Origin of the sequence: Dietzia sp. NCCP-2495 (assembly GCF_026011735.1) — a bacterium.
Taxonomy (GTDB): Bacteria; Actinomycetota; Actinomycetes; order Mycobacteriales; family Mycobacteriaceae; genus Dietzia.
The window spans coordinates 1-20,922 of the sequence record NZ_BRVN01000010.1; the positions used below are offsets into that span (position 1 = coordinate 1).

At 69.4% G+C, this 20,922-nt stretch carries 23 protein-coding genes; 14 read left to right on the forward strand and 9 right to left on the reverse strand.

What is annotated here, in order from left to right:
• Nucleotides 1–82: 82 nt before the first annotated feature.
• Nucleotides 83–958 carry a 4,5-DOPA dioxygenase extradiol gene (ygiD, locus tag OPF83_RS10165; protein ID WP_264887476.1) on the reverse strand — a complete coding sequence of 292 codons (876 nt, stop codon included), beginning with the start codon at nt 956–958 and terminating at the stop codon, nt 83–85.
• 103 nt (nt 959–1,061) lie between these two features.
• Nucleotides 1,062–2,516 (reverse strand): amidase, encoded by a 1,455-nt coding sequence (locus OPF83_RS10170; RefSeq protein ID WP_264887340.1) that lies wholly within the window; start codon nt 2,514–2,516, stop codon nt 1,062–1,064.
• 172 nt (nt 2,517–2,688) lie between these two features.
• Between OPF83_RS10170 and OPF83_RS10175 the strand changes: the two genes are divergently transcribed.
• Nucleotides 2,689–3,366, forward strand: coding sequence for a hypothetical protein (locus OPF83_RS10175; protein WP_264887341.1), 678 nt, complete (start codon nt 2,689–2,691; stop codon nt 3,364–3,366).
• A gap of 121 nt (nt 3,367–3,487) precedes the next feature.
• Here OPF83_RS10175 and OPF83_RS10180 read toward each other — a convergent pair whose 3' ends face one another.
• Nucleotides 3,488–3,778 carry a DUF1540 domain-containing protein gene (locus tag OPF83_RS10180; RefSeq protein WP_264887342.1) on the reverse strand — a complete coding sequence of 97 codons (291 nt, stop codon included), beginning with the start codon at nt 3,776–3,778 and terminating at the stop codon, nt 3,488–3,490.
• A gap of 304 nt (nt 3,779–4,082) precedes the next feature.
• Between OPF83_RS10180 and OPF83_RS10185 the strand changes: the two genes are divergently transcribed.
• The 6 genes from OPF83_RS10185 to OPF83_RS10210 are packed head-to-tail and all read left to right on the forward strand — an operon-like array spanning nt 4,083 to nt 12,008.
• The gene (locus OPF83_RS10185) at nt 4,083–5,672 is read left to right on the forward strand and encodes a carboxyl transferase domain-containing protein (RefSeq protein WP_264887343.1); all 1,590 of its coding nucleotides are present in this window, start codon (nt 4,083–4,085) and stop codon (nt 5,670–5,672) included.
• An 8-nt stretch (nt 5,673–5,680) separates the two neighbouring features.
• Nucleotides 5,681–7,756, forward strand: coding sequence for an acetyl/propionyl/methylcrotonyl-CoA carboxylase subunit alpha (locus OPF83_RS10190; RefSeq protein ID WP_264887344.1), 2,076 nt, complete (start codon nt 5,681–5,683; stop codon nt 7,754–7,756).
• Nucleotides 7,749–8,906, forward strand: coding sequence for an acyl-CoA dehydrogenase family protein (locus tag OPF83_RS10195; RefSeq protein WP_264887345.1), 1,158 nt, complete (start codon nt 7,749–7,751; stop codon nt 8,904–8,906). Before OPF83_RS10190 ends, OPF83_RS10195 begins: the two co-directional genes overlap by 8 nt.
• Nucleotides 8,903–9,430, forward strand: a complete 528-nt coding sequence (locus OPF83_RS10200; protein ID WP_264887346.1) for a MaoC family dehydratase — start codon at nt 8,903–8,905, stop codon at nt 9,428–9,430. Before OPF83_RS10195 ends, OPF83_RS10200 begins: the two co-directional genes overlap by 4 nt.
• Nucleotides 9,427–10,311 (forward strand): CoA ester lyase, encoded by an 885-nt coding sequence (locus OPF83_RS10205; protein WP_264887347.1) that lies wholly within the window; start codon nt 9,427–9,429, stop codon nt 10,309–10,311. The genes OPF83_RS10200 and OPF83_RS10205 overlap by 4 nt, the downstream gene beginning before the upstream one ends.
• Nucleotides 10,312–10,358: 47 nt before the next feature.
• Nucleotides 10,359–12,008, forward strand: a complete 1,650-nt coding sequence (locus tag OPF83_RS10210) for an AMP-binding protein (RefSeq protein ID WP_264887348.1) — start codon at nt 10,359–10,361, stop codon at nt 12,006–12,008.
• Nucleotides 12,009–12,136: 128 nt separating this feature from the next.
• On the opposite strand, the gene OPF83_RS10215 is transcribed toward OPF83_RS10210, so the two are convergent.
• A complete protein-coding gene (locus OPF83_RS10215; RefSeq protein WP_264887349.1) occupies nt 12,137–12,895 on the reverse strand; it encodes an IclR family transcriptional regulator in 759 nt (252 codons plus the stop codon).
• Between the two features lie 214 nt (nt 12,896–13,109).
• Here OPF83_RS10215 and OPF83_RS10220 point away from each other — a divergent pair, with 214 nt between their 5' ends.
• The 3 genes from OPF83_RS10220 (at nt 13,110) to OPF83_RS10230 (ending at nt 15,336) form a co-directional block, all read left to right on the forward strand.
• Nucleotides 13,110–13,871, forward strand: coding sequence for a CoA transferase subunit A (locus OPF83_RS10220; protein WP_264887477.1), 762 nt, complete (start codon nt 13,110–13,112; stop codon nt 13,869–13,871).
• Nucleotides 13,871–14,560 carry a 3-oxoacid CoA-transferase subunit B gene (locus OPF83_RS10225; protein ID WP_264887350.1) on the forward strand — a complete coding sequence of 230 codons (690 nt, stop codon included), beginning with the start codon at nt 13,871–13,873 and terminating at the stop codon, nt 14,558–14,560. Before OPF83_RS10220 ends, OPF83_RS10225 begins: the two co-directional genes overlap by 1 nt.
• A gap of 83 nt (nt 14,561–14,643) precedes the next feature.
• A complete protein-coding gene (locus OPF83_RS10230) occupies nt 14,644–15,336 on the forward strand; it encodes a CPBP family intramembrane glutamic endopeptidase (RefSeq protein WP_264887351.1) in 693 nt (230 codons plus the stop codon).
• Between the two features lie 4 nt (nt 15,337–15,340).
• On the opposite strand, the gene OPF83_RS10235 is transcribed toward OPF83_RS10230, so the two are convergent.
• The 5 genes from OPF83_RS10235 to rpmB all read right to left on the reverse strand — a co-directional run bounded on the left by OPF83_RS10235 (nt 15,341) and on the right by rpmB (nt 17,496).
• A complete protein-coding gene (locus tag OPF83_RS10235) occupies nt 15,341–16,333 on the reverse strand; it encodes an AEC family transporter (RefSeq protein ID WP_264887352.1) in 993 nt (330 codons plus the stop codon).
• A gap of 184 nt (nt 16,334–16,517) precedes the next feature.
• Entirely contained in the window at nt 16,518–16,775 is a 258-nt protein-coding gene (gene rpsR, locus OPF83_RS10240) for a 30S ribosomal protein S18 (protein ID WP_230930083.1), read from the reverse strand.
• Nucleotides 16,776–16,784: 9 nt separating this feature from the next.
• Nucleotides 16,785–17,090: a 30S ribosomal protein S14 gene (gene rpsN, locus OPF83_RS10245; protein ID WP_017836289.1), complete on the reverse strand. Its 306-nt coding sequence runs from the start codon at nt 17,088–17,090 to the stop codon at nt 16,785–16,787.
• 3 nt (nt 17,091–17,093) lie between these two features.
• The gene (gene rpmG, locus OPF83_RS10250) at nt 17,094–17,258 is read right to left on the reverse strand and encodes a 50S ribosomal protein L33 (protein WP_010542298.1); all 165 of its coding nucleotides are present in this window, start codon (nt 17,256–17,258) and stop codon (nt 17,094–17,096) included.
• A 1-nt stretch (nt 17,259) separates the two neighbouring features.
• A complete protein-coding gene (rpmB, locus tag OPF83_RS10255; RefSeq protein ID WP_007632788.1) occupies nt 17,260–17,496 on the reverse strand; it encodes a 50S ribosomal protein L28 in 237 nt (78 codons plus the stop codon).
• Nucleotides 17,497–17,881: 385 nt separating this feature from the next.
• Here rpmB and OPF83_RS10260 point away from each other — a divergent pair, with 385 nt between their 5' ends.
• From OPF83_RS10260 to OPF83_RS10275, 4 genes are all read left to right on the forward strand, one after another.
• A complete protein-coding gene (locus tag OPF83_RS10260) occupies nt 17,882–18,142 on the forward strand; it encodes a type B 50S ribosomal protein L31 (RefSeq protein WP_264887356.1) in 261 nt (86 codons plus the stop codon).
• A 54-nt stretch (nt 18,143–18,196) separates the two neighbouring features.
• Nucleotides 18,197–18,367 carry a 50S ribosomal protein L32 gene (gene rpmF, locus OPF83_RS10265; protein WP_264887357.1) on the forward strand — a complete coding sequence of 57 codons (171 nt, stop codon included), beginning with the start codon at nt 18,197–18,199 and terminating at the stop codon, nt 18,365–18,367.
• Between the two features lie 183 nt (nt 18,368–18,550).
• Entirely contained in the window at nt 18,551–19,234 is a 684-nt protein-coding gene (locus OPF83_RS10270; protein WP_264887359.1) for a response regulator transcription factor, read from the forward strand.
• A gap of 98 nt (nt 19,235–19,332) precedes the next feature.
• A complete protein-coding gene (locus OPF83_RS10275; RefSeq protein WP_264887360.1) occupies nt 19,333–20,625 on the forward strand; it encodes a HAMP domain-containing sensor histidine kinase in 1,293 nt (430 codons plus the stop codon).
• The last annotated feature ends 297 nt before the right edge of the window (nt 20,626–20,922 follow it).

Genomic DNA, 20,922 nt, shown 5'->3' on the forward strand with positions numbered 1-20,922 from the left:
GGCTGAGCTCGGGTTACCGCAGCTGACCGCGGCTGGTGAGCTCCGGCAGTCGAGATGTCCCCGCGCCGCTAGCCTCGCCCTGCTAGATGTTCGAGTCCAGTGCCGGGAAGCTGGAGGGCAGTCCTGCAGCGGCGTCGCCCGGGCCGCCGGCGTTCCCGACGGAGCCCGCGGCGGCGACCTCGGCCACCTTCGCTGGATCGAGGCCGAGCGAGTAGCAGGTCATGGACAGCGATCCGGCCGCGTAGCCTTCGACGAGCACGTCCAGCGGCGTGGTGTCCGCGAGTCCGGCGAGGTAAAGCAGCGGCAGGTAGTGGTCGGGCGTGGGGACGGCCTTGGTGAAGTCGCCGTGGCCGTCGAGGGTGAGGATCCGGCTGGGATCGTCTATGAGCAGTTCCCGGGCGGAGTCGTCGAAGCGCCGGGCCCAGTCGAAGCCGGTATCCGGCTTGGACATGTCGACCGCGCGCAGGTTGTGCACCACGTTGCCGCTGCTGATGATCAGCACGCCGTGCTTGCGCAACTCGGCCAGCTTCCGGCCCAGGTCCAGGTGCTTCTCCGGCTCCTTGAACGCGTTGAGTGAGAGCTGGAGGACCGGGATCGAGGCGTCCGGGAACGCGTGCACGAGAACGGACCAGGTGCCGTGGTCGATCCCCCAGCTGTCGACGTCGTGGCCGACCCAGGTGGGTTTGACCACGTCCACCACGAGGTCGGCGATCTCGGGGTCGCCCGGCGCCGGGTACTCCACGTCGAACAGGTCCTGCGGGAAGCCGTAGAAATCGTGGATCGTCCGGGGCCGGGTCATGGAGGTGACGGCGGTGGCATTGGTGTACCAGTGCGCAGAGACCACGAGGATCGCGCGCGGGCGCGGGACGGCCCGCCCGAAGGCGGCCCAGGCGGCGGTGTAGCGGTTGGACTCCAGGGCGTTCATCGGATTGCCGTGGCCCAGGAAGGCGGCGGGCATCATGTCGGTGGGAACGGATTCAACGGACACGGGAGCCTCCGGGGACATCGGGTGGGGCACCCGCGACTCTATGCCGCCGGACCCACTGCTGCTCTCGGATTCACTACTCCCAGATCCGCGCGAACGGGAACGCGGCCTCGTACTGGGCGGCCAGCTCGAGGAGGAGCCGGTCCTCACCGCGGCGGGAGGACAGGTGCATCCCGATCGGCATCCCGTCGGGCGCCTGCCCGGTGGGTAGCGAGATCGCGGGAGAGCCGGTGACGTTCTGCAGCGGGGTGAACGTCACCCACCGGCTGACGTGCTCGAGGTGGGTCTCGAACGGCAGATCCGCGCCGAGGTACCCGACTTCCGGGGTCTCGGCAGCGACCACCGGGTTGAGGTAGACGTCCACATCGCCGAACTTCGAGTCGAACTGGCGACGGACCCGCTCGAGCCGAAGCAGGTGTAGAGGGAGCGTGTGGAGTCTCCGCTTGGCCCGGCGGGACAGGCCTACGGTGAACGGGTCGAGCAGGTCAGGGTCGAACTCCGGGTGGAACAGCTTCTTCCCTGACCCGGCGGTGCTCATCGCGAGCAGGGACCAGTAGGCGATGAAGTCGTCCCGGAAGCTCGCCGGTACCGGCGCAGTGGTGGGGATGATCTCGTGTCCCAGTTCGGCGAGACGATCGGCGGTCTGGCGCAGTGCCGCGCTGGTGGCGGCGTCCGGCGGACCGCCCGCGGGGGACTCTTCGACCAGTCCGATGCGCAGGCGACGGCCGGGCTCGGGAGGGGCGCCGGTCAGGGGCTTGAGTCCGACGGGAGGATGCGCGGACTCGAAGGCCGAGACGAAGGCGACCGTGTCCCGGACGGATCGCGTCACGACGCCCTGCGAGATGAGGGGGATCGGCATCGAGCGCGAGAAGACCTCGTCAGGGTGACGGCCCCGGCTCGGCTTGAAGCCGACCAGGCCGGTGACGGCGGCCGGGATCCTGATCGAGCCACCGCCGTCGTTGGCGTGCGCGATCGGCAGCGCCCCGGACGCGACGAGCGCCGACGCGCCGCCGGAGGATCCGCCGCTGGTCCGGCCGGTGTTCCACGGGTTGCGGGTGATGAGGCCGCCCTGGCGTTCGGTGGCCGCGGTCCATCCGAACGGCGGCATCGCGGTGGTGCCGAGAGGGTTGAGTCCGGTGGCCCGGAGTGCGCGGACATGCGGGCTGTCGGCATCGGACGGGGTCGCGGGGACCGCGGGCGAGCCCATCGTCATGGGGGAGCCCCCGACACGCACGTTGTCCTTGAAGGCCGTCGGGAGGCCCGCCAGCGGTGCTGAGGCGAGTGCGTCGCGGTCCGTTCGGGCGCGGGCGCGGGCGCCCTCGAAGTCGGTGAACGCCAGCGCGCCGAGCGTGGGGTCGACGGCCTCGCAGCGCGCGATCGCGGCTTCGAGAACTTCGTCAGGGGAGACCTCTCGTCGGCGGATCCGCTCGACGAGCGCGGTGGCGTCGTCGTACCCCAGGGCGTCATCACGGAAGGCGTGCACGCGGCCGGGGCTGGTGGTGCCGGTGTTGTCGTCTGCGGCGTCGATCACATTCCCCACAGTAGGGACGCTGGCCGGGCGGTGGGGCTCCACCCTTGACAGGGCCGAGGACGTCCGGCATTTTAGGGATACCTAAGTAAGGCTAGGGTCGCCTAAAGCTGAAGCCGGTGCGGACGTAGTGACGCGCTGTCGAGTACGGCGAGGGGGCCACTCCGGAGGATTCATGTCAGAGCATCCCGTCACGTCGACCCCCGTCACCACGGGCGCACGCAGGCTCCTCGACGGCGCGGGCATCGCGACAATCGCCGTTCGCGGCAGCAAGAACCGCTCGGACGTGCTCGTCTCCGCGGGGCACCGGTGGATCGGCGACGGCCGGATCGTGGTGACCGGGACGCCGGCTCCGTGGTCCGGGCTGATGGTCGCGCCGGGAGAGTCCGTCGAGGTGGTGGTGATGATCGACGAGTTCGCCCCGATCGTCGAAGCCAAGGTCCACGTGGCCAGCCTCTACGGGTTCGGCGTCGCCCGCGAGGCGCGTCAGGGCGAGGGGTGGATCGTGGAGATCGAGATCCAGCTCGGAGATGTCGACATCAAGCGGCTGGGCCACACCGGCACGGTCGACGCCCGACTGCTCGACGCGGTGCCCGTGGATCCGCTGGCCGGCGACACCGCAGGGCTCGCCGACGAGATCCGGGCACGCTTCGGCGGGGAACTGTCGACGGTCGCGGGGTCCGGGGATCCGGCCACCCCGCCGTTCGTGCTGGGCGTGGATGCCGACGGCCTGCACCTCATCACGGCACTCGGGGTGGACGCCGATGTGGTTCACGTGCCGTTCGAGGACCGGGCCGGGACCGTGGGGGACGTGTTCCGGGAGATGGGCCGGTACATCGCCCGGGTGAGCTGACGGGGGCCTTCGTCGTCGTCGACGACATCAGGCCCTCGCGCGCGGCGCCGGCTACCACGCGAGACGAGGCCTCTGACCGGCATGGTCGGAGGCCTCGTCTCGTAGGGGGGTGGGGAGCCGCTCAGGCGGGGGAGTAGCTCAGGCAGTCCGCGGTGTCGGCGCCGGCACCGATCGTGACCGAGTCCGCCGTGCAGAGTAGGTCCGAGTTGTGCGAGCACTCGACGCGCTGGCAGGCGCCGACGTGCGCCGCGGCGGTGGGGAGGCCTCCGCGGACGTCGAGGGCGATGAACGTCCCGCATTCGGCGTGGTCGGGCGAGCCGGCGACGGTGATCGCCCCGGCGTTGCAGTTCTGTTCGGTGTTGAACGAGCACGCGGTGACCGTGCAGGTGCTGATTCCGGTGAGAGTGGCCATGACGATCGCTCCTCGCGTCGCGTCGGGTGGGTGCTCAAGATTTAACTCCGACCCCAGACGATTTGCAACCAAAGCAAGGCTGTGCTAATTCACGCGCGATCGGGATTCGGCCGGTCGGTGAGCCGCGTTTGAGCAGGTGGTGGCCGTGCCGGCGGTGCCGTTCTCCTCGACGCCCCACGGGCGTGGCGGGAATGTGGCCGAGAAGTCGGGGAGAATTTCGTCGATTCCCGCTCTGGACATTTGTGAGCCGTGGCACTAATGTCGATTTCAGTTAATCCGACTTAACTGAAAGGGAGCGGCGCCGATGACATCCGCGACCACCGACCGCGCGACAACCAATCGCCAGGCTCACGAGGAACTCCTCGCCGACCTGCGCGCCCGCCTCGACCGCGCCGCGCTGGGCGGCGGTGAGAAGGCCCGCGCCCGCCACCTCGAGCGGGGCAAACTCCTGGCCCGTCAGCGCGTGGACGTTCTTCTCGACCCGGGTAGTCCGTTCCTCGAACTCTCGCCGCTCGCGGCGGAGGAGATGTACGGCGGCAAGGCGCCCGCGGCGGGTGTCGTCGCCGGCATCGGCCGCGTGTCGGGCCGCGAGTGCCTGATCATCGCCAACGACGCGACGGTCTCCGGCGGCACCTACTACCCCATGACGGTCAAGAAGCACCTGCGCGGCCAGGAGGTCGCGCTGGCCAACAACCTGCCGTGCATCTACCTCGTCGACTCGGGTGGTGCCATGCTGCTGCAGCAGGACGACGTGTTCCCGGACCGCGACCACTTCGGCCGCATCTTCTACAACCAGGCCACCATGTCCGCCAAGGGCATCCCGCAGATCGCGGCGGTCATGGGCTCCTGCACCGCCGGTGGCGCGTACGTCCCGGCGATGAGCGACGAGGCGGTGATCGTCCGCAACCAGGGCACGATCTTCCTCGCCGGGCCGCCGCTGGTGAAGGCCGCCACCGGCGAAGAGGTGACCGCCGAGGAGCTGGGTGGCGGCGACCTGCACGCCAAGACGTCAGGTGTGGTGGACCACCTCGCCGACGACGACTACGACGCGCTCATGAAGGTCCGGGAGATCGTCGCGACGTGCCCGCCGGCCCCCGCTCCTGACTGGGATGTCCTCGAACCGCGCGAGCCCGCCCGCCAGCAGAGCGATCTCTATGACCTCGTCCCGACTGACTCGCGCACGCCGTACGACGTCCGCGACATCATCGGAACGATCGTCGACGGCGGAGAGTACACGGAGTTCAAGGAGAACTACGGCACCTCCATGGTGACCGCGTTCGCCCGCATCCACGGTCACCCGGTGGGGATCATCGGTAACAACGGCGTGATCTTCTCCGAGTCCGCCCTCAAGGGTGCGCACTTTATTGAACTGTGCGACCGCCGCAAGATCCCGCTGGTGTTCCTGCAGAACATCACCGGCTTCATGGTGGGCCGCCAGTACGAGGCCGGCGGCATCGCCAAGAACGGCGCCAAGATGGTCACCGCCGTGGCGTGCGCCCGCGTGCCCAAGTTCACGATCGTCGTGGGCGGCTCGTTCGGCGCCGGCAACTACTCGATGTGCGGCCGCGCCTACTCGCCGCGCTTCCTGTGGATGTGGCCCAACGCGCGCATCGCCGTGATGGGTGGTCCGCAGGCCGCCGACACGCTGGCCTCGGTACGCGCCGCACAGGTCACCAAGGCGGGCGGGGAGTGGACCGACGAGCAACAGGCCGAGTTCACCGCCCCGATTCGTGAGCAGTTCGAGGAGCAGTCCACCGCGTACTACTCCACGGCCCGACTCTGGGACGACGGGATCATCGACCCCGCCGACACCCGCACCGTCCTCGGCCTCGCGCTCGCCGCGGCCGCCAACGCACCCCTCGAGCCGGTCAACAACGGCGTCTTCCGGATGTGAGAGAACCCATGTCGCAGAAACTTCACACAGTCCTGGTCGCCAATCGCGGCGAGATCGCGTGCCGCGTCATCCGCTCGCTGCGGGCCGCCGGGATCCGCTCGGTGGCGGTGTACTCCGATGCCGACGCCGACGCGCTGCACGTGCGCATGGCCGACGCCGCGGTGCGGCTCGGTCCGGCGCAGGCCACGCAGTCCTACCTCGACATCGACAAGGTCATCGACGCCTGCCGCCAGACCGGTGCTCAGGCCGTGCACCCCGGCTACGGCTTCCTGTCGGAGAACGCGGCGTTCGCCCGCGCGCTGGAGAACGCCGGCCTGATCTTCATCGGCCCGCCCGCCTCGTCCATCGAGACGATGGGCGACAAGATCACCGCCAAGGCGGCCGTGTCCGAGCGCGACGTGCCGACCGTGCCGGGGATCTCCCGGCCGGGCCTGACCGACGACGAGCTCGTCGCCGGCGCCCAGGAGGTCGGCTACCCGGTTCTGGTCAAGCCGTCCGCCGGTGGCGGCGGCAAGGGCATGCGCCGGGTGGAGAAGCCCGCCGACCTGCGGGCCGCGCTGGAGTCCGCGCGTCGTGAGTCGGCCAATGCCTTCGGCGACGACACGCTCTTCCTCGAGCGCTTCGTCGACACCCCGCGCCACATCGAGGTGCAGGTCCTCGCCGACACCCACGGCAACGTCGTCCACCTGGGCGAGCGCGAGTGCTCCCTCCAGCGTCGTCACCAGAAGGTCATCGAGGAGGCGCCGAGCGCCCTGCTGGACGAGGCCACCCGCGCCCGCATCGGCGAGGCTGCCTGCGACGCCGCCCGCTCGGTGGGCTACGTCGGCGCCGGCACCGTCGAGTTCATCGTGTCCGCCCACGCTCCGGACGAGTTCTTCTTTATGGAGATGAACACCCGCCTGCAGGTGGAGCACCCCGTCACCGAGATGGTGACCGGCGTGGACCTGGTCGACTGGCAGGTCCGCATCGCCGCCGGCGAGGAGCTGACCCTCCGCCAGGAGGACATCACCCTCACCGGCCACGCGATCGAGGCCCGCGTCTACGCCGAGGACCCGGCCAAGGGCTTCCTGCCCACCGGTGGCACGGTGCTCGGGCTCGCCGAGCCGACGGGCAGCGGAATCCGCGTGGACTCCGGGCTGCGGGTCGGCACCGTCGTCGGCTCCGACTATGACCCCATGCTCGGCAAGGTCATCGCCCACGGTGCCGACCGCGCCGAGGCGCTGGCACGCCTGGACGCGGCGCTGGCGGGCACCCAGATCCTGGGCCTGCGCACCAACGTCGACTTCTGCCGCTTCCTGCTCGCCCGCCCCGAGGTCGTGGCCGGGGACCTGGACACCGGCCTGCTGGACCGCAGTGTCGACGACTACACCGCGACCGCGGCGCCGGAGGGCGCCCTGGTGGCCGTCGCCATTCACCGTACCGAGGAGCGGTGGGCGCGCGTGCCCGCCACCCGTCGCGGGCCGTGGGACGTGCCCAACGGCTGGCGGGTGGGCGGCCGCGCCGAGGTCTGGACCCGGCTGGACGCCGGGCCCGGGACCGAGGCCGTCACCGTGGGGCTCAGGGGTACTCCCGACGACGCCGAGGTGACCATCACCGACGCGACCATCGGCTCCACCGACGAGCCGACCGTGTCCTCGACCCGCCGGGCGCGCGTCGCCCGGGACGGTGCCTCGTTGCGGCTCACCGTGGACTCCACCCAGCAGCGGTGGACCGTCGTGCGCTCCACCGACCGCCAGTCCGCCGACACCTACTGGGTGGCCGGTGACGGTGGCGCATGGGACCTGCGGCTGCTGCCGCTGATCGACTCGCGGATCCACGACGCCGGCGCCGCCGACGGGCAGATCTTCAGCCCCATGCCCGGCTCGGTCATCGCCCTCTTCGCCGCGGACGGCGCGGAGGTCACCGCGGGAGAGAACATCCTGGCCGTCGAGGCCATGAAGATGGAGCATGCGCTCACCGCACCGATCGACGGAGTCGTCCGGATCCACGTCAGCCAAGGCGAGCAGGTCCCCGCTGACCACCTTTTGGCCACCGTCGAGCCCCATCCCTCCACCGAGGAATCCGAAGGAGAATCCGATGCCTGAGTTGGAAGAGCACTACGCAGACCTCAAGTCGACGGTCGCCGAGTTCGCCGACAAGGTCGTCGCCCCGGCCTCGGCCGAGCACGACCGCAACCACACCTTCCCGTACGAGGTCGTGTCCCAGATGGGTCAGATGGGCCTGTTCGGCCTGCCCTTCCCGGAGGAGTACGGCGGCATGGGTGGCGACTACTTCGCGCTCGCCCTCGCGCTCGAGGAGCTCGGCCGCGTCGACCAGTCCACCGCCATGACCCTCGAGGCCGGTGTCGGGCTGGGCGCGATGCCGATCTACCACTTCGGAAACGAGGAGCAGAAGCAGAAGTGGCTGCCGGACCTGGCCGCGGGACGGAAGCTCGCGGGCTTCGGCCTCACCGAACCCGGCGCCGGGTCGGATGCCGGTGCCACCAAGACCACCGCCAAGCGCGACGGCGACCAGTGGGTGATCAACGGCAACAAGCAGTTCATCACCAACTCGGGGACCGACATCACCTCGCTGGTCACCGTCACCGCCGTGACGGGGGTGCGGGAGGCCGCGGACGGCACCACCAAGAAGGCCATCTCGACGATCATCGTGCCGTCCGACACCCCCGGCTTCACGGCCGAGCCGGCATACGACAAGGTCGGCTGGAACTCCTCCGACACCCACCCGCTGACCTTCGCCGACGCCCGGGCCCCGGTCGAGAACCTGCTGGGCGAGGAGGGGCGCGGCTACGCGAACTTCCTGTCGATCCTCGACGAGGGCCGGATCGCGATCGCCGCGGTGGCCACGGGTGCCGCGCAGGGCTGCGTGGACGAGTCCGTCAAGTACGCCCGTGAACGCGAGTCGATGGGGCAGACGATCGGGTCCTTCCAGTCGATCGCGTTCAAGATCGCCCGCATGGAGGCCCGCGCCCACACCGCCCGCTGCGCCTACTACGAGGCCGCCCGCCTCATGCTGGCCGGCAAGCCGTTCAAGAAGGAGGCCGCGATCGCCAAGATGGTCTCTTCCGAGGCGGCGATGGACAACGCGCGCGACGCCACCCAGATCCACGGCGGGTACGGCTTCATGAACGAGTACCCGGTGGCGCGCCACTACCGCGACTCGAAGATCCTCGAGATCGGCGAGGGCACCACCGAGGTGCAGCTCATGCTGATCGCCCGGGGGATGGGGCTGTGAGCGCCGCGGAGAACGCCGGCGACGCGGGTCAGGCGCGCAAGGAGGTCGTCCAGCGCGGCCTGTGGTTCGAGGAGTACGAGGTCGGTACCGCGTATCTCCACCGCCCGGGTCGCACCATGACCGAGGCGGACAACGTCCTGTTCACCACGTTGACCATGAACACCCAGTCCCTGCACCTGGACGCGGCGTGGTCGGCGGAGCAGCCGGGCTTCGGCGGCGAGCGGCTCATGAACTCGATGCACACCCTGTCGACGCTCGTCGGACTCTCGGTCGCACAGCTCACCCAGGGCACGATCGTCGCCAACCTCGGTTTCTCCGAGGTCAGCTTCCCCAAGCCGGTCCTCCACGGCGACACGCTCTACGCGGAGACGATCTGCACCGAGAAGCGTGAGTCGAAGTCGCGCCCGGGCGAGGGGATCGTCACCCTCGAGCACATCGGCCGCAACCAGCACGGCGACATCGTCGCCAAGGCCGTCCGCAAGACGCTGGTCCGCATGCGCCCGGCCGACGAGGCCACGTCATGAGCGGCGCGCCCGCGTGGATCCCGCCCGGTCCGGCGCTGCTGTTCTGCCCTGCCGACCGCCCGGAGCGGTACGGCAAGGCCGCGGAGCGCGCGGACGTGGTGATCGTTGATCTCGAGGACGCGGTCGCCCCCGCCGACCGTCCGGCGGCGCGCGAGGCGCTGACGGCCTCGGACCTGGACCCGGACCGGACGATCGTGCGCGTCAACCCCGTCGATACGGAGGACCACGCGCTGGATCTCGAGGCGCTCGCCGCCACCGGGTACCGCTGCGTCATGTTGGCCAAGACGGAGTCGGCGGCGCAGGTCACGGACGTCCATTCGGCGACCGGCGCCGCGGTGTTGGCGCTGGTGGAGACGCCGCTCGGCGTGGTCCGTGCGGAGGAGATCGCCTCCGCGCCGGGCTGCGCCGGCCTGATGTGGGGCGCCGAGGACCTGCTCGCCGCGATGGGCGGGTCCACGAGCCGGTTCTCCACCGCGGAGGCCGGCGGGCCGCGGGTCGCGGGGGAGTACCGCGACGTGCCGCGGCACGCCCGAGCCCGGGTCGCGCTCGCCGCGGCCGCGTTCGGTCGGTGGGCGGTGGACTCGGTCCACCTGGACATCGCCGACGAGGCGGGTCAGCGCGCCGAGGCGCTCGACGCCGTCGCCCTGGGGTACGTGGGTACCGCGTGCATCCATCCGTCCCAGGTGGCGGTGGTGCGGGGAGCCTATGCGCCCGACGACGACGAGGTCGCGTGGGCCCGGAAGGTCCTCGCCGCCGCGGAACACAACCAGGGCGTGTTCCAGCTCGACGGTCGGATGGTCGACGGTCCGGTCTTCCGTCAGGCCGAGTCGACGATGCGCCGCGCCGCCGCGGCCGAAGGAACCACCGCTTTCCCCGTGTAGAACACCTCCCGGGTCGGCTGCCGGCCCCACCCTCAAGGAGCACCGAGATGTCCATCGATTCTCTCGATTCCACCCCGCTCGACCCCGCCGTGTCCCACACCCGCGGGGAGTCCGACGTCCCCCTTCTCACCCAGACGATCCCCGACAATCTCGCGGCCACGGTCGAGGAGTTCGGCGAGCGCGACGCGTTGGTCGATGTCCCTGCCGGGCGGCGCTGGACCTACTCCGAGTTCCTGGCGGGCGTCCGCCGGCTGGCCTCGGGCCTGCACCGCCTGGGCATCCGGGCCGGTGACCGGGTGGGCATCTGGTCGCCCAACCGGTGGGAGTGGGTGATGGTCCAGTACGCCACCGCGGAGATCGGGGCGATCCTGGTCAACATCAACCCCTCCTATCGGGTGCACGAGTTGGAGTACGTCCTCAAGCAGGCCGAGATCAAGGCCGTCCTGGCCGCGCCCCAGTTCAAGGACTCGGACTACACGGGCATGCTCTCGCAGGTGCAGCCGAACTGCCCGGACCTTGAGATCGTGGTGCTCTTCGGTGACGAGGAGTGGGAGTCCATGATGTCGGGGCCGACCCACGCCGAGGAACTGTCGGAGATCCGCGCCGGCCTCACCCCGGGCGACCCGATCAACATCCAGTACACCTCGGGGACGACGGGCTTCCCGAAGGGGGCCACGCTCTCGCACTCGAACATCCTCAACAACGGTTTCTCCGTGGGCGAGCTCATCAACTACTCGGACGTCGACCGCGTGTGCATCCCGGTGCCCTTCTACCACTGCTTCGGCATGGTGATGGGCAACCTGGCGTGTACCACGCACGGTGCGGCCATGGTCATCCCCGGCCCGGCGTTCGACCCGGTGGCCTCGCTGCGCGCCGTGGAGCAGGAGAAGTGCACGAGCCTCTACGGAGTGCCGACGATGTTCATCGCCGAGCTCGCCCTGGAGGATTTCGACTCCTACGACCTGTCCACGCTGCGCACCGGGATCATGGCGGGGTCGCCGTGCCCCGAGACCACCATGCGTCAGGTGATCGACCGGATGAACATGGAGGAGGTCTCGATCTGCTACGGCATGACCGAGACGTCGCCGGTGTCCACCCAGACCCGGACGGACGACACTCTCGACCGGCGCGTGTCCACCGTGGGTCGGGTCGGCCCGAACCTGGAGATCAAGATCGTGGACCCGTCCACGGGCGAGACCCTGCCGCGTGGTGCGGCCGGCGAGTTCTGCACCAAGGGCTACAGCGTCATGGTGGGCTACTGGAACGAGCCGGAGAAGACCGCCGAGGCGATCGACGACGCCGGGTGGATGCACACCGGTGACATCGGTGAGATGGACGACGAGGGCTACGTGCGGATCACCGGCCGGATCAAGGACATGGTGATCCGTGGCGGCGAGAACATCTACCCGCGCGAGGTGGAGGAGTTCCTCTACACCCACCCGGACATCCTCGACGCCCAGGTGATCGGTGTTCCCGACGCCAAGTACGGCGAGGAGCTCATGGCGTGGATCCGCCTCAAGCCCGGCCGGGATGACCTCACAGCCGAGCAGGTGCGCGAGTTCGCGACCGGCAAGCTGGCCCGCCACAAGATCCCGAAGTACGTCCACATGGTGGACGAGTTCCCCATGACGGTGACGGGCAAGGTCCGCAAGGTCGAGATGCGCGAGTCCGCCGTGGAGATCCTCGGCCTGGTCTGACGGACGGCCCCGCCGGCGTTGATCATCCGGACGTCGCCGTTTCTGACGTAGATCGTCCGGACGTCGATCATCCGGGCGGTGCCGGGCCGGGTCGGGCCGTCCACGCCGCGCAGCGCCTTCGGGTCCGCTCAGGACCGGAGGCGCTGCGTCATCTCGTGGGCCGCCCGCAGCAGCGCCGCCCCGAGGGACGGCTCCCGGTCGGGCCGGAAGCGCGTCTCGACCCCGGTCAGGCTCAGCGCCCACGCCGGCTGGCCGGCGCGGTCGAACACCGCGGCGCCCAGCCCCCAGCTCCCCTCGACGATCGTCCCGGGGTTGACCGCATACCCGGTGGAGAGGGTGGCCGCGATCCGCGAACGGATCGCGGCCTCGCTGTTCTGGGCGCCCCACTTCGGGTCGACGGGGGACCGGGTGAAGTACTCGTCCACCTCACGGGCGGGCAGGTGGCTGAGGATGACCAGCCCGGCGGAGGCCACCCCGAGCGGGAACCGGATCCCCTCGTGCAGGACGTGGGACCGCAGGGGAAAGCTGCCCTCCTCGCTGAGCAGGCAGACGGTCTCGTCCCCGCGACGTGCCGACAGGAATGCGCTCTCCCCGGTCGCCCGCGCGAGCTCGCGGACCAGGTCGCGAGCGCGTCCGGTCACGTCGTACCGCCCGGCCGCGGTCGCGCCCAGCAGGTACAACTCGGGCCCGAGGGACCAGTTCCCGCTCTGGTTGTCGCGATCGACCAGGCCCTCGTCCGCCAGCGCGGTGAGGAGCCGGTGCGCGGTCGGGCGCGCCAGGCCGGTCGAGCGGGCCAGCTCCGTGGTGGTGGCGCCGTCTGTGCCACTCGATCCGATCGCACGCAGAAGTGCCCCGGTCCTCGCGATCACTCCGGAGCTCTCGGTCATGAGCCTGAGGATAGCTGCGTTCACTCAGTGGACGTCGAAGCGCCACGCATTCCGGAGAGTGACCGGATCGCAGTGCATTGTCCGAACTCCTTGCGGGTGCCACCTGCACCATTGTTGACTGGAGTCAGGACGGACGGGGTCGGCACCGGATTGCCATCCAGTGGACGCCGACAGTCGGAGACCAGAGAAGGGAGAGGGCGTGTCCAGCAAGCTCATGACCGCGGCGGAGGCCGTGGCGGACATCCCGGACGGAGCGAGTATCGCCGCTGGCGGGTTCGGCCTGTGCGGGATCCCGCAGATCGTGATCCAGGCACTCGCCGCCCGCGACGTGGGGAACTTCGAGGTGTTCTCCAACAACGCGGGCGTCGACGGCAAGGGACTGGGGATCCTGCTCGAGAACGGGAAGCTGCGCCGGATCGTGGCCTCGTACGTGGGGGAGAACAAGGAGTTCGCCCGCCAGTACCTGTCCGGGGAGCTCGAGGTGGAGCTCACCCCGCAGGGCACGCTCGCCGAGCGCATGCGCGCCGGCGGCTCGGGCATCGGAGCGTTCTTCACCCGCACCGGCGTCGGCACCTACGTCGCCGACGGCGGGATGCCGTGGAAGTACGACTCGGATGGTGGCGTGGCGGTGTCCTCCCCGGCCAAGGAGACCCGCGAGATCCGCGGCGAGACCTATGTCCTCGAGCAGGCCATCGAGGCCGACTACTCGCTCGTGCGCGCGGCCGTGGTCGACCGTAGCGGCAACCTGCGGTTCAACCTGACCGGCCGCAACTTCTCGCCCCTGGCCGCCATGGCCGGGAGGACCTGCATCGTGGAGGCCGAGAAGGTCGTCGAGGTGGGCGAGCTGGCGCCCGACGACATCCACCTGCCGGGAATCTTCGTCCATCGCATCGTCGAGCTCACCCCCGGGCAGGTCGAGCAGACCAAGTGGATCGAGAAGATGACCACCAACCCGCCCTCGGAAGGACAGCGCTGATGAGCAACGCCTCGAACTCTGATTCCGCGCAGGCCCCCGCACCCGCGCGCCGGGACCGCAAGGCGATGGCCGCCCGCGCCGCACTGGAACTCTCCGACGGCCAGTACGTCAACCTCGGAATCGGCCTGCCGACCCTCGTGCCCAACTACGTGCCCGAGGATGTCAACGTCACCCTCCAGTCCGAGAACGGTCTGCTGGGGATCGGCCCCTACCCGCATCCCGACGACGTGGACCCGGATCTCATCAACGCCGGCAAGGAGACCGTCACCACGCTTCCCGGTTCGGCGATCTTCGACTCGGCGACCAGCTTCGGCATGATCCGCTCCGGCAAAATCGACGTCGCGATCCTCGGCGCGATGCAGGTGAACCCGGCCGGCGACATCGCCAACTGGATGGTTCCCGGCGCCATGGTCAAGGGCATGGGCGGAGCGATGGACCTCGTCGTGGGCGCCCGCCGGATCGTCGTGGTGATGGACCAGGTCGCCAAGGACGGCTCGTCGAAGATCGTCTCCGACATCACCCTGCCGCTGACCGGGCTCGGCTGCGTCAACCGCGTCATCACCGAGCTCGGTGTGTTCGACCGCACCGACGACGGGCTGGTGCTCATCGAACTCGTCGAGGGCGTGACGCTTGAGCAGATCACCGCCGCGACCGACGCCCCCTTCACCGTCGCCGAGGGGCTCGTCTGAGCCACACGACGCCGCCCCCGAATCCCGGCTCACCCCGACCACCCGGACCACCCGGCCTCTGGACCACCCCGGTCCGGGGCCGGGTGGCGCTTTTCGCGTTCGCCTGGGTGCTGGCGTATGCGGCCGTTGTCGTCGTCGTCATCATCGGAGCTCTCCTCGTCGCCCGGGCGCTCGGCGCCGGGCGACCACCCACCGCCCCGCTCGCGCTGGCGGTCCTCGGGGGCACGGCGCTGGCGGTCCTCGTCGCCGTGCGCGTCCACCTGCTCCGGCGACGGGGGCTGCGCTGGGCGGACGTCGGGCTGCGACGCCCCGACCGCTCGCTCCTCCATCTCGTGTGGCAGATCCCCGCGGTGATGGGCGCCGGCGCGGTGGCCTCCATGTTCGTGCTGATCCCGCTCGGACTCGGCGGTGCGGCGGGGGAGGACCCGGCGGGCGAGGTGATCGACGACCTGGTCTCCGGCGGCCCGGTGCTCGCAGTCCTCGGGGTGGCGTGTGTCGCGGTGCTCGTCCCGATCGCCGAGGAGGTCGTCTTTCGCGGAATCGTCCTGCCGGCACTGCGGGCGCGCTACCGCGCGGTCACGGGCATCACGCTCGCGGGTGTGGTGTTCGCGGCCGTGCACCTACTCCCGCCTGCGCTGCCGTACCTGCTCGTCCTGGGGATCGCCCTGTGCGCAATGGCGGAGTGGTACCGCTCGATCGTGCCCGGCATCGTGCTGCACGGCGTGAACAACGCACTGGTCACCCTCGCCGTGATCACCGCCGGGGGAGCGGTCTGACGCGTCAGGCCAGGAGCGCGGACACAAGCAGGAGCACTGGTAGCGCCCCGAGGGTCGTGAGGACGGCCGAATCTCGCGCCAGCAGCATCCCGCGGCCGTAGCGGGTCGCCACCACGAGCACGTTCTGGGCGGTCGGCAGGGCCGCGGCCACCACCACGGTGAGCAGCTCGTGGTCGCGCATGCCGAGCACCCACACGCCGATCGCATAGGCGATCAGCGGGTGGGCGACGAGCTTGAGGACGCTCGCGAGCGCGATCTCGCGGCGGGGTGAGGCGCCGGCCTCGAGGACCTTGACCCCGTAGAGCGACATGCCGAACACCAACAGGGCGCCGGGAACGGAGATCTGTCCGACGAGCTTGACCGGTTCGAGCACCGTCTCGGGAAGGGTCCACGGGCTCGCGGCGATCACCACGCCGGCGAGGGCGGCCAGGACGATCGGCTGCTTGACCGCCTGGGCCAGGGCGCCGATGGCGCCGCCGTGACCGTCGTCGCCGTCAGAGCCGAGTCCGCCGTCACCGCCGTGTCCGCCGTCGGGATCGCCGGCGCGGGCTGTCCGCGCGGCCTTCTCGAGGACGGCGATGGCGATCGGCTGCATGACCACCACCTGGAACAGCAGCAGCGGCATGACGAAGCCGAGGTCGCCGAGCACGTACAGGGCGATCGGGATCCCGAGGTTCGCCGAGTTGACGTAGCCGGCGGAGAGGGCGCCCACGACGAGATCGGCCGCCGGAGTCCGCAACCACATCCGGGCGATCGCCGCGTAGAGGACCGCGATGATGATCGCCGAGACCGTAGACACCACGAACACCCCGGTGAACACCTGGTCGAGCGTCGTGCGGGCGAGGGAGTCGAGGAGAAGTGCCGGTGTGGCGACGTAGAAGACCAGTCGGTTGATGACGATCCGGGCGTTGTCCCCGAGCACGTCGGTGCGGGCGAGGATCCAGCCCAGGGCGACGAGAGCCACGATGACGGCGAAGCCGCTCAGGACACCGGCCATGGGAATCTCCTTGGATCGGCAGGTGGGAGAGAAGTGAGGGGAAGGTCAGCGGAACGCCAATCGGGGCCGTGCGCTCCTTGTACAGGAGACACGGCCCCGATCAGGGTGCTGTTGCCTTGAGTCGGCGGCCCGGTGGGCACGCGCAGGGTCGAGCCGACGCGGCGCTAGGCGCGTCGAGCGGGACTCAGCGGCTGGTGAAGGGCAGCAGAGCCATCTCGCGTGCATTCTTGACGGCCACCGCGACCTGACGCTGCTGCTGCGGGGTCAGGCCGGTGACGCGACGCGAACGGATCTTGCCGCGATCGGAGATGAACGTACGGAGGGTGTTGACGTCCTTGTAGTCGACGGTCTCGATGCCGGCGACCTTCAAGGGGTTCTTCTTGGGCCGGCGGCCCTCCTGGGCCCGGGCCTTCTTGGACGGGGTGCTACGTGCCTTAGCCATGTTTCCTACTCACCAACTCGACTTCGTGACACCGGGCAGCTCGCCACGGTGGGCCATCTCGCGCATGCGGACGCGGGAGAGGCCGAACTTGCGGAGGTAGCCGCGGGGGCGACCATCGGCGACGTCGCGGTTACGCACCCGCACGGGCGAGGCGTCACGCGGCATCTTGTTGAGAGCGGTCTGGGCATCCATGCGTGCCTCATCGGTGCTCTCGGGGTTCTTGATGATTGCCTTGAGCTCGGCGCGGCGCTCGGCGAACCGGGCGACCTTCGCCTTGCGCTGCTCGTTGCGCGCGATCTTGGACTTCTTGGCCACGGGTCAGCGCTCCTCTCGGAATTCGACGTGCTTGCGGACGACCGGGTCGAACTTCTTGAGGACGATGCGGTCCGGGTTGTTGCGACGGTTCTTACGGGTCACGTAGGTGAACCCGGTACCGGCCGTGGACTTCAGCTTGATGATGGGACGAATGTCGTTACGGGCCATCTCAGATCTTCTCCCCACGGGCGCGGATGCGGGCCACGACGGCCTCAATTCCATCGCGATCAATGGTCTTGATGCCCTTGGTCGAGACGGTCAGCGTGACGCGACGTCCCTCCGAGGGCAGGAAGTAGCTACGACGCTGGATGTTCGGGTTCCAGCGACGGTTGGTCCTGCGGTGTGAGTGCGAGACGGACTTGCCGAAACCCGGCTTCCGTCCCGTTACCTGGCAATGCGCCGACATGGCGTGGTTCTCCTTCCGCCTCGTCCTTGGGTGGCGCGCGGCGGATGACCACTCCCGGTCGACCCTCGGGCCGAACAGAATGGATCGCCACGTCGCGAACACCCCGAGAGGCGATTGCAAACGTGCAGACAACAGCGGTGTTCTAGTTTACGACTAGGTGGCCTGAAACGGTAATCGGCACGTCAACGGCGGAATCTGCGGCCTCGGGAGCGCTCGGCACCGTCCGCGGAGTCTCGTCGATTGGGTGCTCGACCATCATAGGGGTAACATCTACCGATGCGTGTGCTGAAGCCGGGATCCCCGGTTCGGCCACTGGCCACAGCCCGCCTCGTGAGGGGACGGGCGCCAGACCCACAGACTTCTACCGAGCTAGAGGGATCCAGTTATGAAGAACGACATCCACCCCGACTACCACCCGGTGGTCTTCCAGGACTCGGGCACGGGCACCAAGTTCCTGACCCGTTCCACCTCCACCAGTGACCGCACGGTCGAGTGGGAGGACGGAAATACCTACCCGCTGATCGTCGTGGACGTGACCAGCGAGTCGCACCCGTTCTGGACCGGCGCGCAGCGTGTCATGGACACCGCCGGCCGCGTCGAGAAGTTCCAGCGCCGCTACGGCACCCGTACCCGCCGCTCCAAGTGAGACTCGGGGCCACCGCGCCCCGACTCCACCGTCACAGACCCGAGGACATACATCATGGCAGTTCCGAAGCGCCGCCTCTCGCGCGCCAACACCCATTCCCGCCGTTCGCAGTGGAAGGCCGACGACGTCGCCATCCAGGAGACCAAGATCGATGGTCGTTCCGTCGTTCTGCCGCGCCGCCTGGTGAAGGCCGCGAAGCTCGGTCTGGTCGACCTCGACCGCTGACCCTCCTCCCGCTGATCGACTGATCAGCTGAGGGCGGCGGCGCCTCGTGCGTCGCACGCACACGCCCGGTTACGAACCCGGTGGATCCCCCGTGAGCGGGGGAACCACCGGGTTCGTCGGCGTATGTGGGGTCGGGGTCGATTCCTCAGCAGGGGTTCAGGCGGGTACGCGAGACTGTGTGTCATGAAGATCCTCGTTGTAGATGACGACCAGGCGGTGCGCGAGTCGCTGCGCCGTTCACTGACTTTCAACGGTTACGAGGTCGAGCTGGCCGGAGATGGCGTGGAGGCGGTCGAGCACATCGACGAGGACCGTCCCGATGCCGTGATCCTGGACGTGATGATGCCGAGGCGTGACGGCCTCGAGGTGTGCCGGATCCTGCGCAGTCGCGGGGACGACCTTCCGGTACTCATGCTCACGGCTCGCGACGCTGTCTCCGAGCGGGTCGCGGGACTCGACGCCGGAGCCGACGACTACCTGCCGAAGCCGTTCGCTCTCGAAGAACTCCTCGCCAGGCTCCGCGCGCTGCTCCGGCGCCGTGGTTCGGAGTCGGAGGTCGCGGAGGAGATCCTGGAGTTCGAAGACCTGCGGATGGACCTCGCGACCCGTGAGGTGACCCGCGGGGAGCGGCGGATCCAGCTGACCCGCACCGAGTTCTCCCTGCTCGAGCTCCTGATGCATCACCCGCGTCGGGTGCTGACCCGCAGCCATATCCTCGAAGAGGTGTGGGGCTACGACTTTCCGACCTCCGGTAACGCACTCGAGGTATATATCGGCTATCTGCGACGCAAGACCGAAGGGGAGGGCGAGGTCCGTCTGATCCACACGGTCCGTGGTGTGGGATACGTGCTGCGCGAGACGCCCTAGTGGTGGTGCGCGAGAGGGGGCGCAGACCCGCCCCGATCTCGCTTCACCGGCGGGTGACGCTGCTGGCGGCGAGTTCCGTGGGGGTCGCGGTGGCCTTGATGGCCGTCGCGGCCTACTTCGTCGTGTCCGGATCCCTGTACAAGCAGGTCAACGATCGGCTCCAGCAGCAGGCTGACCAACTGATCAACAGCCAGCTCGCCTCGGAGTTCGCGCTGCAGTCACGTAGTACCCTCATCGCACTCCGGGCGTTCAATCCCAACCTGGACGCACAGATCGTCGTGCCGACCGGCGGACGTACCGCCACCGGCGAGCCCTTCCAGATCGGTGCCCCCGAGATCAACGTCGTGCGCGGGGCCGCAGAATCAAGTCTGCGCACCTCCGGGGGCAAGCAGATCTACGCGGTCGGCGTCCGCGACGGATCCACGCTCATCCTCGCGCAGGATCTCGGGCCGACGCGGGAGACCCTGAACAGACTCGCGATCGTGCTCACCCTGGTGGGAGCAGCCGGCATCGCGTTGGCGGCGGTGGCCGGCACCGCGGTCGGCCGGACGGGCCTGGCGCCCGTCGCCAGACTCACGCGGGCGGTCGAGCGCATCTCGAGAACCGATGAACTCCGGCCCATCCCCGTGACCGGGGACGACGAGATCGCCCGACTCACCGCCTCTTTCAACCAGATGCTCGTCGCTCTGCGGGAGAGCAGGGAGAGACAGGCGCGCCTGGTCGCGGACGCGGGACACGAACTCAAGACCCCGCTGACGAGTCTGCGGACGAATGTCGAGCTGCTCATCGCGGCCAGTAAACCGGGGGCTCCGGCGATTCCCGACGATGACCGCGGTGCGCTCGAACAGGACGTGGTGGGGCAGATCTCGGAGCTGAGTCAGCTGGTCGGGGACCTCGTGGAACTTGCGCGTGAGGATTCAGGTGAGGTCGAGCCCGAGCCCGTCGCGGTGGCGGACGCCATCGAGCGTGCGCTCGAGCGGGTCCGTCGCCGGTCTCACGACGTGGACTTCCGGGTGGAGCTGATCCCCTGGTTCTCGTTCGGAGACTCGGCAGGTATCGAGCGCGCTGTCCTGAACATCTGCGACAACGCGGCCAAGTGGAGTCCGAAGGGCGGGATCGTCACGGTGCGGATGCAGACCATCTCCGACTCGGTGATGGAGTTGATCGTCTCGGACCAGGGGCCCGGCGTGCCGGTAGAGGACCGACAGCTGGTGTTCGAGCGGTTCCACCGCTCGCGCGTGGCCCGGGCGATGCCGGGTTCGGGACTGGGACTGGCGATCGTCCGACAGGTGGTGACACGGCACGGCGGCACCGTGGAGATCGGTGATGCCGACGGCGGCGGCGCCGAGGTACGGATGACGCTTCCCGGGAGTGGCGAGCCGACCGACTGAAATCCACGGACTCGTCTGTCCCGGTCGGCAGCGGTTTCAGCCAGCACACAGGACCGTGGGGGACGATAGAGGTCATGGAGAACGAAAACGGTCGCGTTCCGGGTACGCCCGGGTCAGGCGAGCAATGGTCGACGGGTGCAGGTGCAGGTGCAGGTGCTGGAGGGAGCGGGGGCGCGCAGCGGCCCGGCGGACAGTACCCGCCCTCCGGGCAGAACCCGTACCTCCAGGGGGCCGGACACCAGCCCGGACCACAGCAGGCGGGTGAGCCCTACCCGGGATCACCTCAGCCGGGTCAGC

Excerpts from the sequence above, each read along its gene's own strand:
- ygiD (WP_264887476.1), bottom strand. The coding sequence starts at position 958 with ATGCCCGCCGCCTTCCTGGGCCACGGCAATCCGATGAACGCCCTGGAG.
- OPF83_RS10275 (WP_264887360.1), top strand. The coding sequence starts at position 19,333 with ATGGCCGTCGCGGCCTACTTCGTCGTGTCCGGATCCCTGTACAAGCAG.
- OPF83_RS10180 (WP_264887342.1), bottom strand. The coding sequence starts at position 3,778 with ATGGCCACTCTCACCGGAATCAGCACCTGCACGGTCACCGCGTGCTCG.
- OPF83_RS10190 (WP_264887344.1), top strand. The coding sequence starts at position 5,681 with ATGTCGCAGAAACTTCACACAGTCCTGGTCGCCAATCGCGGCGAGATC.
- OPF83_RS10260 (WP_264887356.1), top strand. The coding sequence starts at position 17,882 with ATGAAGAACGACATCCACCCCGACTACCACCCGGTGGTCTTCCAGGAC.
- OPF83_RS10210 (WP_264887348.1), top strand. The coding sequence starts at position 10,359 with ATGTCCATCGATTCTCTCGATTCCACCCCGCTCGACCCCGCCGTGTCC.
- OPF83_RS10185 (WP_264887343.1), top strand. The coding sequence starts at position 4,083 with ATGACATCCGCGACCACCGACCGCGCGACAACCAATCGCCAGGCTCAC.
- OPF83_RS10270 (WP_264887359.1), top strand. The coding sequence starts at position 18,551 with ATGAAGATCCTCGTTGTAGATGACGACCAGGCGGTGCGCGAGTCGCTG.
- rpmF (WP_264887357.1), top strand. The coding sequence starts at position 18,197 with ATGGCAGTTCCGAAGCGCCGCCTCTCGCGCGCCAACACCCATTCCCGC.
- rpmG (WP_010542298.1), bottom strand. The coding sequence starts at position 17,258 with ATGGCCCGTAACGACATTCGTCCCATCATCAAGCTGAAGTCCACGGCC.
- OPF83_RS10220 (WP_264887477.1), top strand. The coding sequence starts at position 13,110 with ATGACCGCGGCGGAGGCCGTGGCGGACATCCCGGACGGAGCGAGTATC.
- OPF83_RS10175 (WP_264887341.1), top strand. The coding sequence starts at position 2,689 with ATGTCAGAGCATCCCGTCACGTCGACCCCCGTCACCACGGGCGCACGC.
- OPF83_RS10205 (WP_264887347.1), top strand. The coding sequence starts at position 9,427 with ATGAGCGGCGCGCCCGCGTGGATCCCGCCCGGTCCGGCGCTGCTGTTC.
- OPF83_RS10195 (WP_264887345.1), top strand. The coding sequence starts at position 7,749 with ATGCCTGAGTTGGAAGAGCACTACGCAGACCTCAAGTCGACGGTCGCC.
- OPF83_RS10225 (WP_264887350.1), top strand. The coding sequence starts at position 13,871 with ATGAGCAACGCCTCGAACTCTGATTCCGCGCAGGCCCCCGCACCCGCG.
- OPF83_RS10215 (WP_264887349.1), bottom strand. The coding sequence starts at position 12,895 with ATGACCGAGAGCTCCGGAGTGATCGCGAGGACCGGGGCACTTCTGCGT.
- rpsR (WP_230930083.1), bottom strand. The coding sequence starts at position 16,775 with ATGGCTAAGGCACGTAGCACCCCGTCCAAGAAGGCCCGGGCCCAGGAG.
- OPF83_RS10235 (WP_264887352.1), bottom strand. The coding sequence starts at position 16,333 with ATGGCCGGTGTCCTGAGCGGCTTCGCCGTCATCGTGGCTCTCGTCGCC.
- rpmB (WP_007632788.1), bottom strand. The coding sequence starts at position 17,496 with ATGTCGGCGCATTGCCAGGTAACGGGACGGAAGCCGGGTTTCGGCAAG.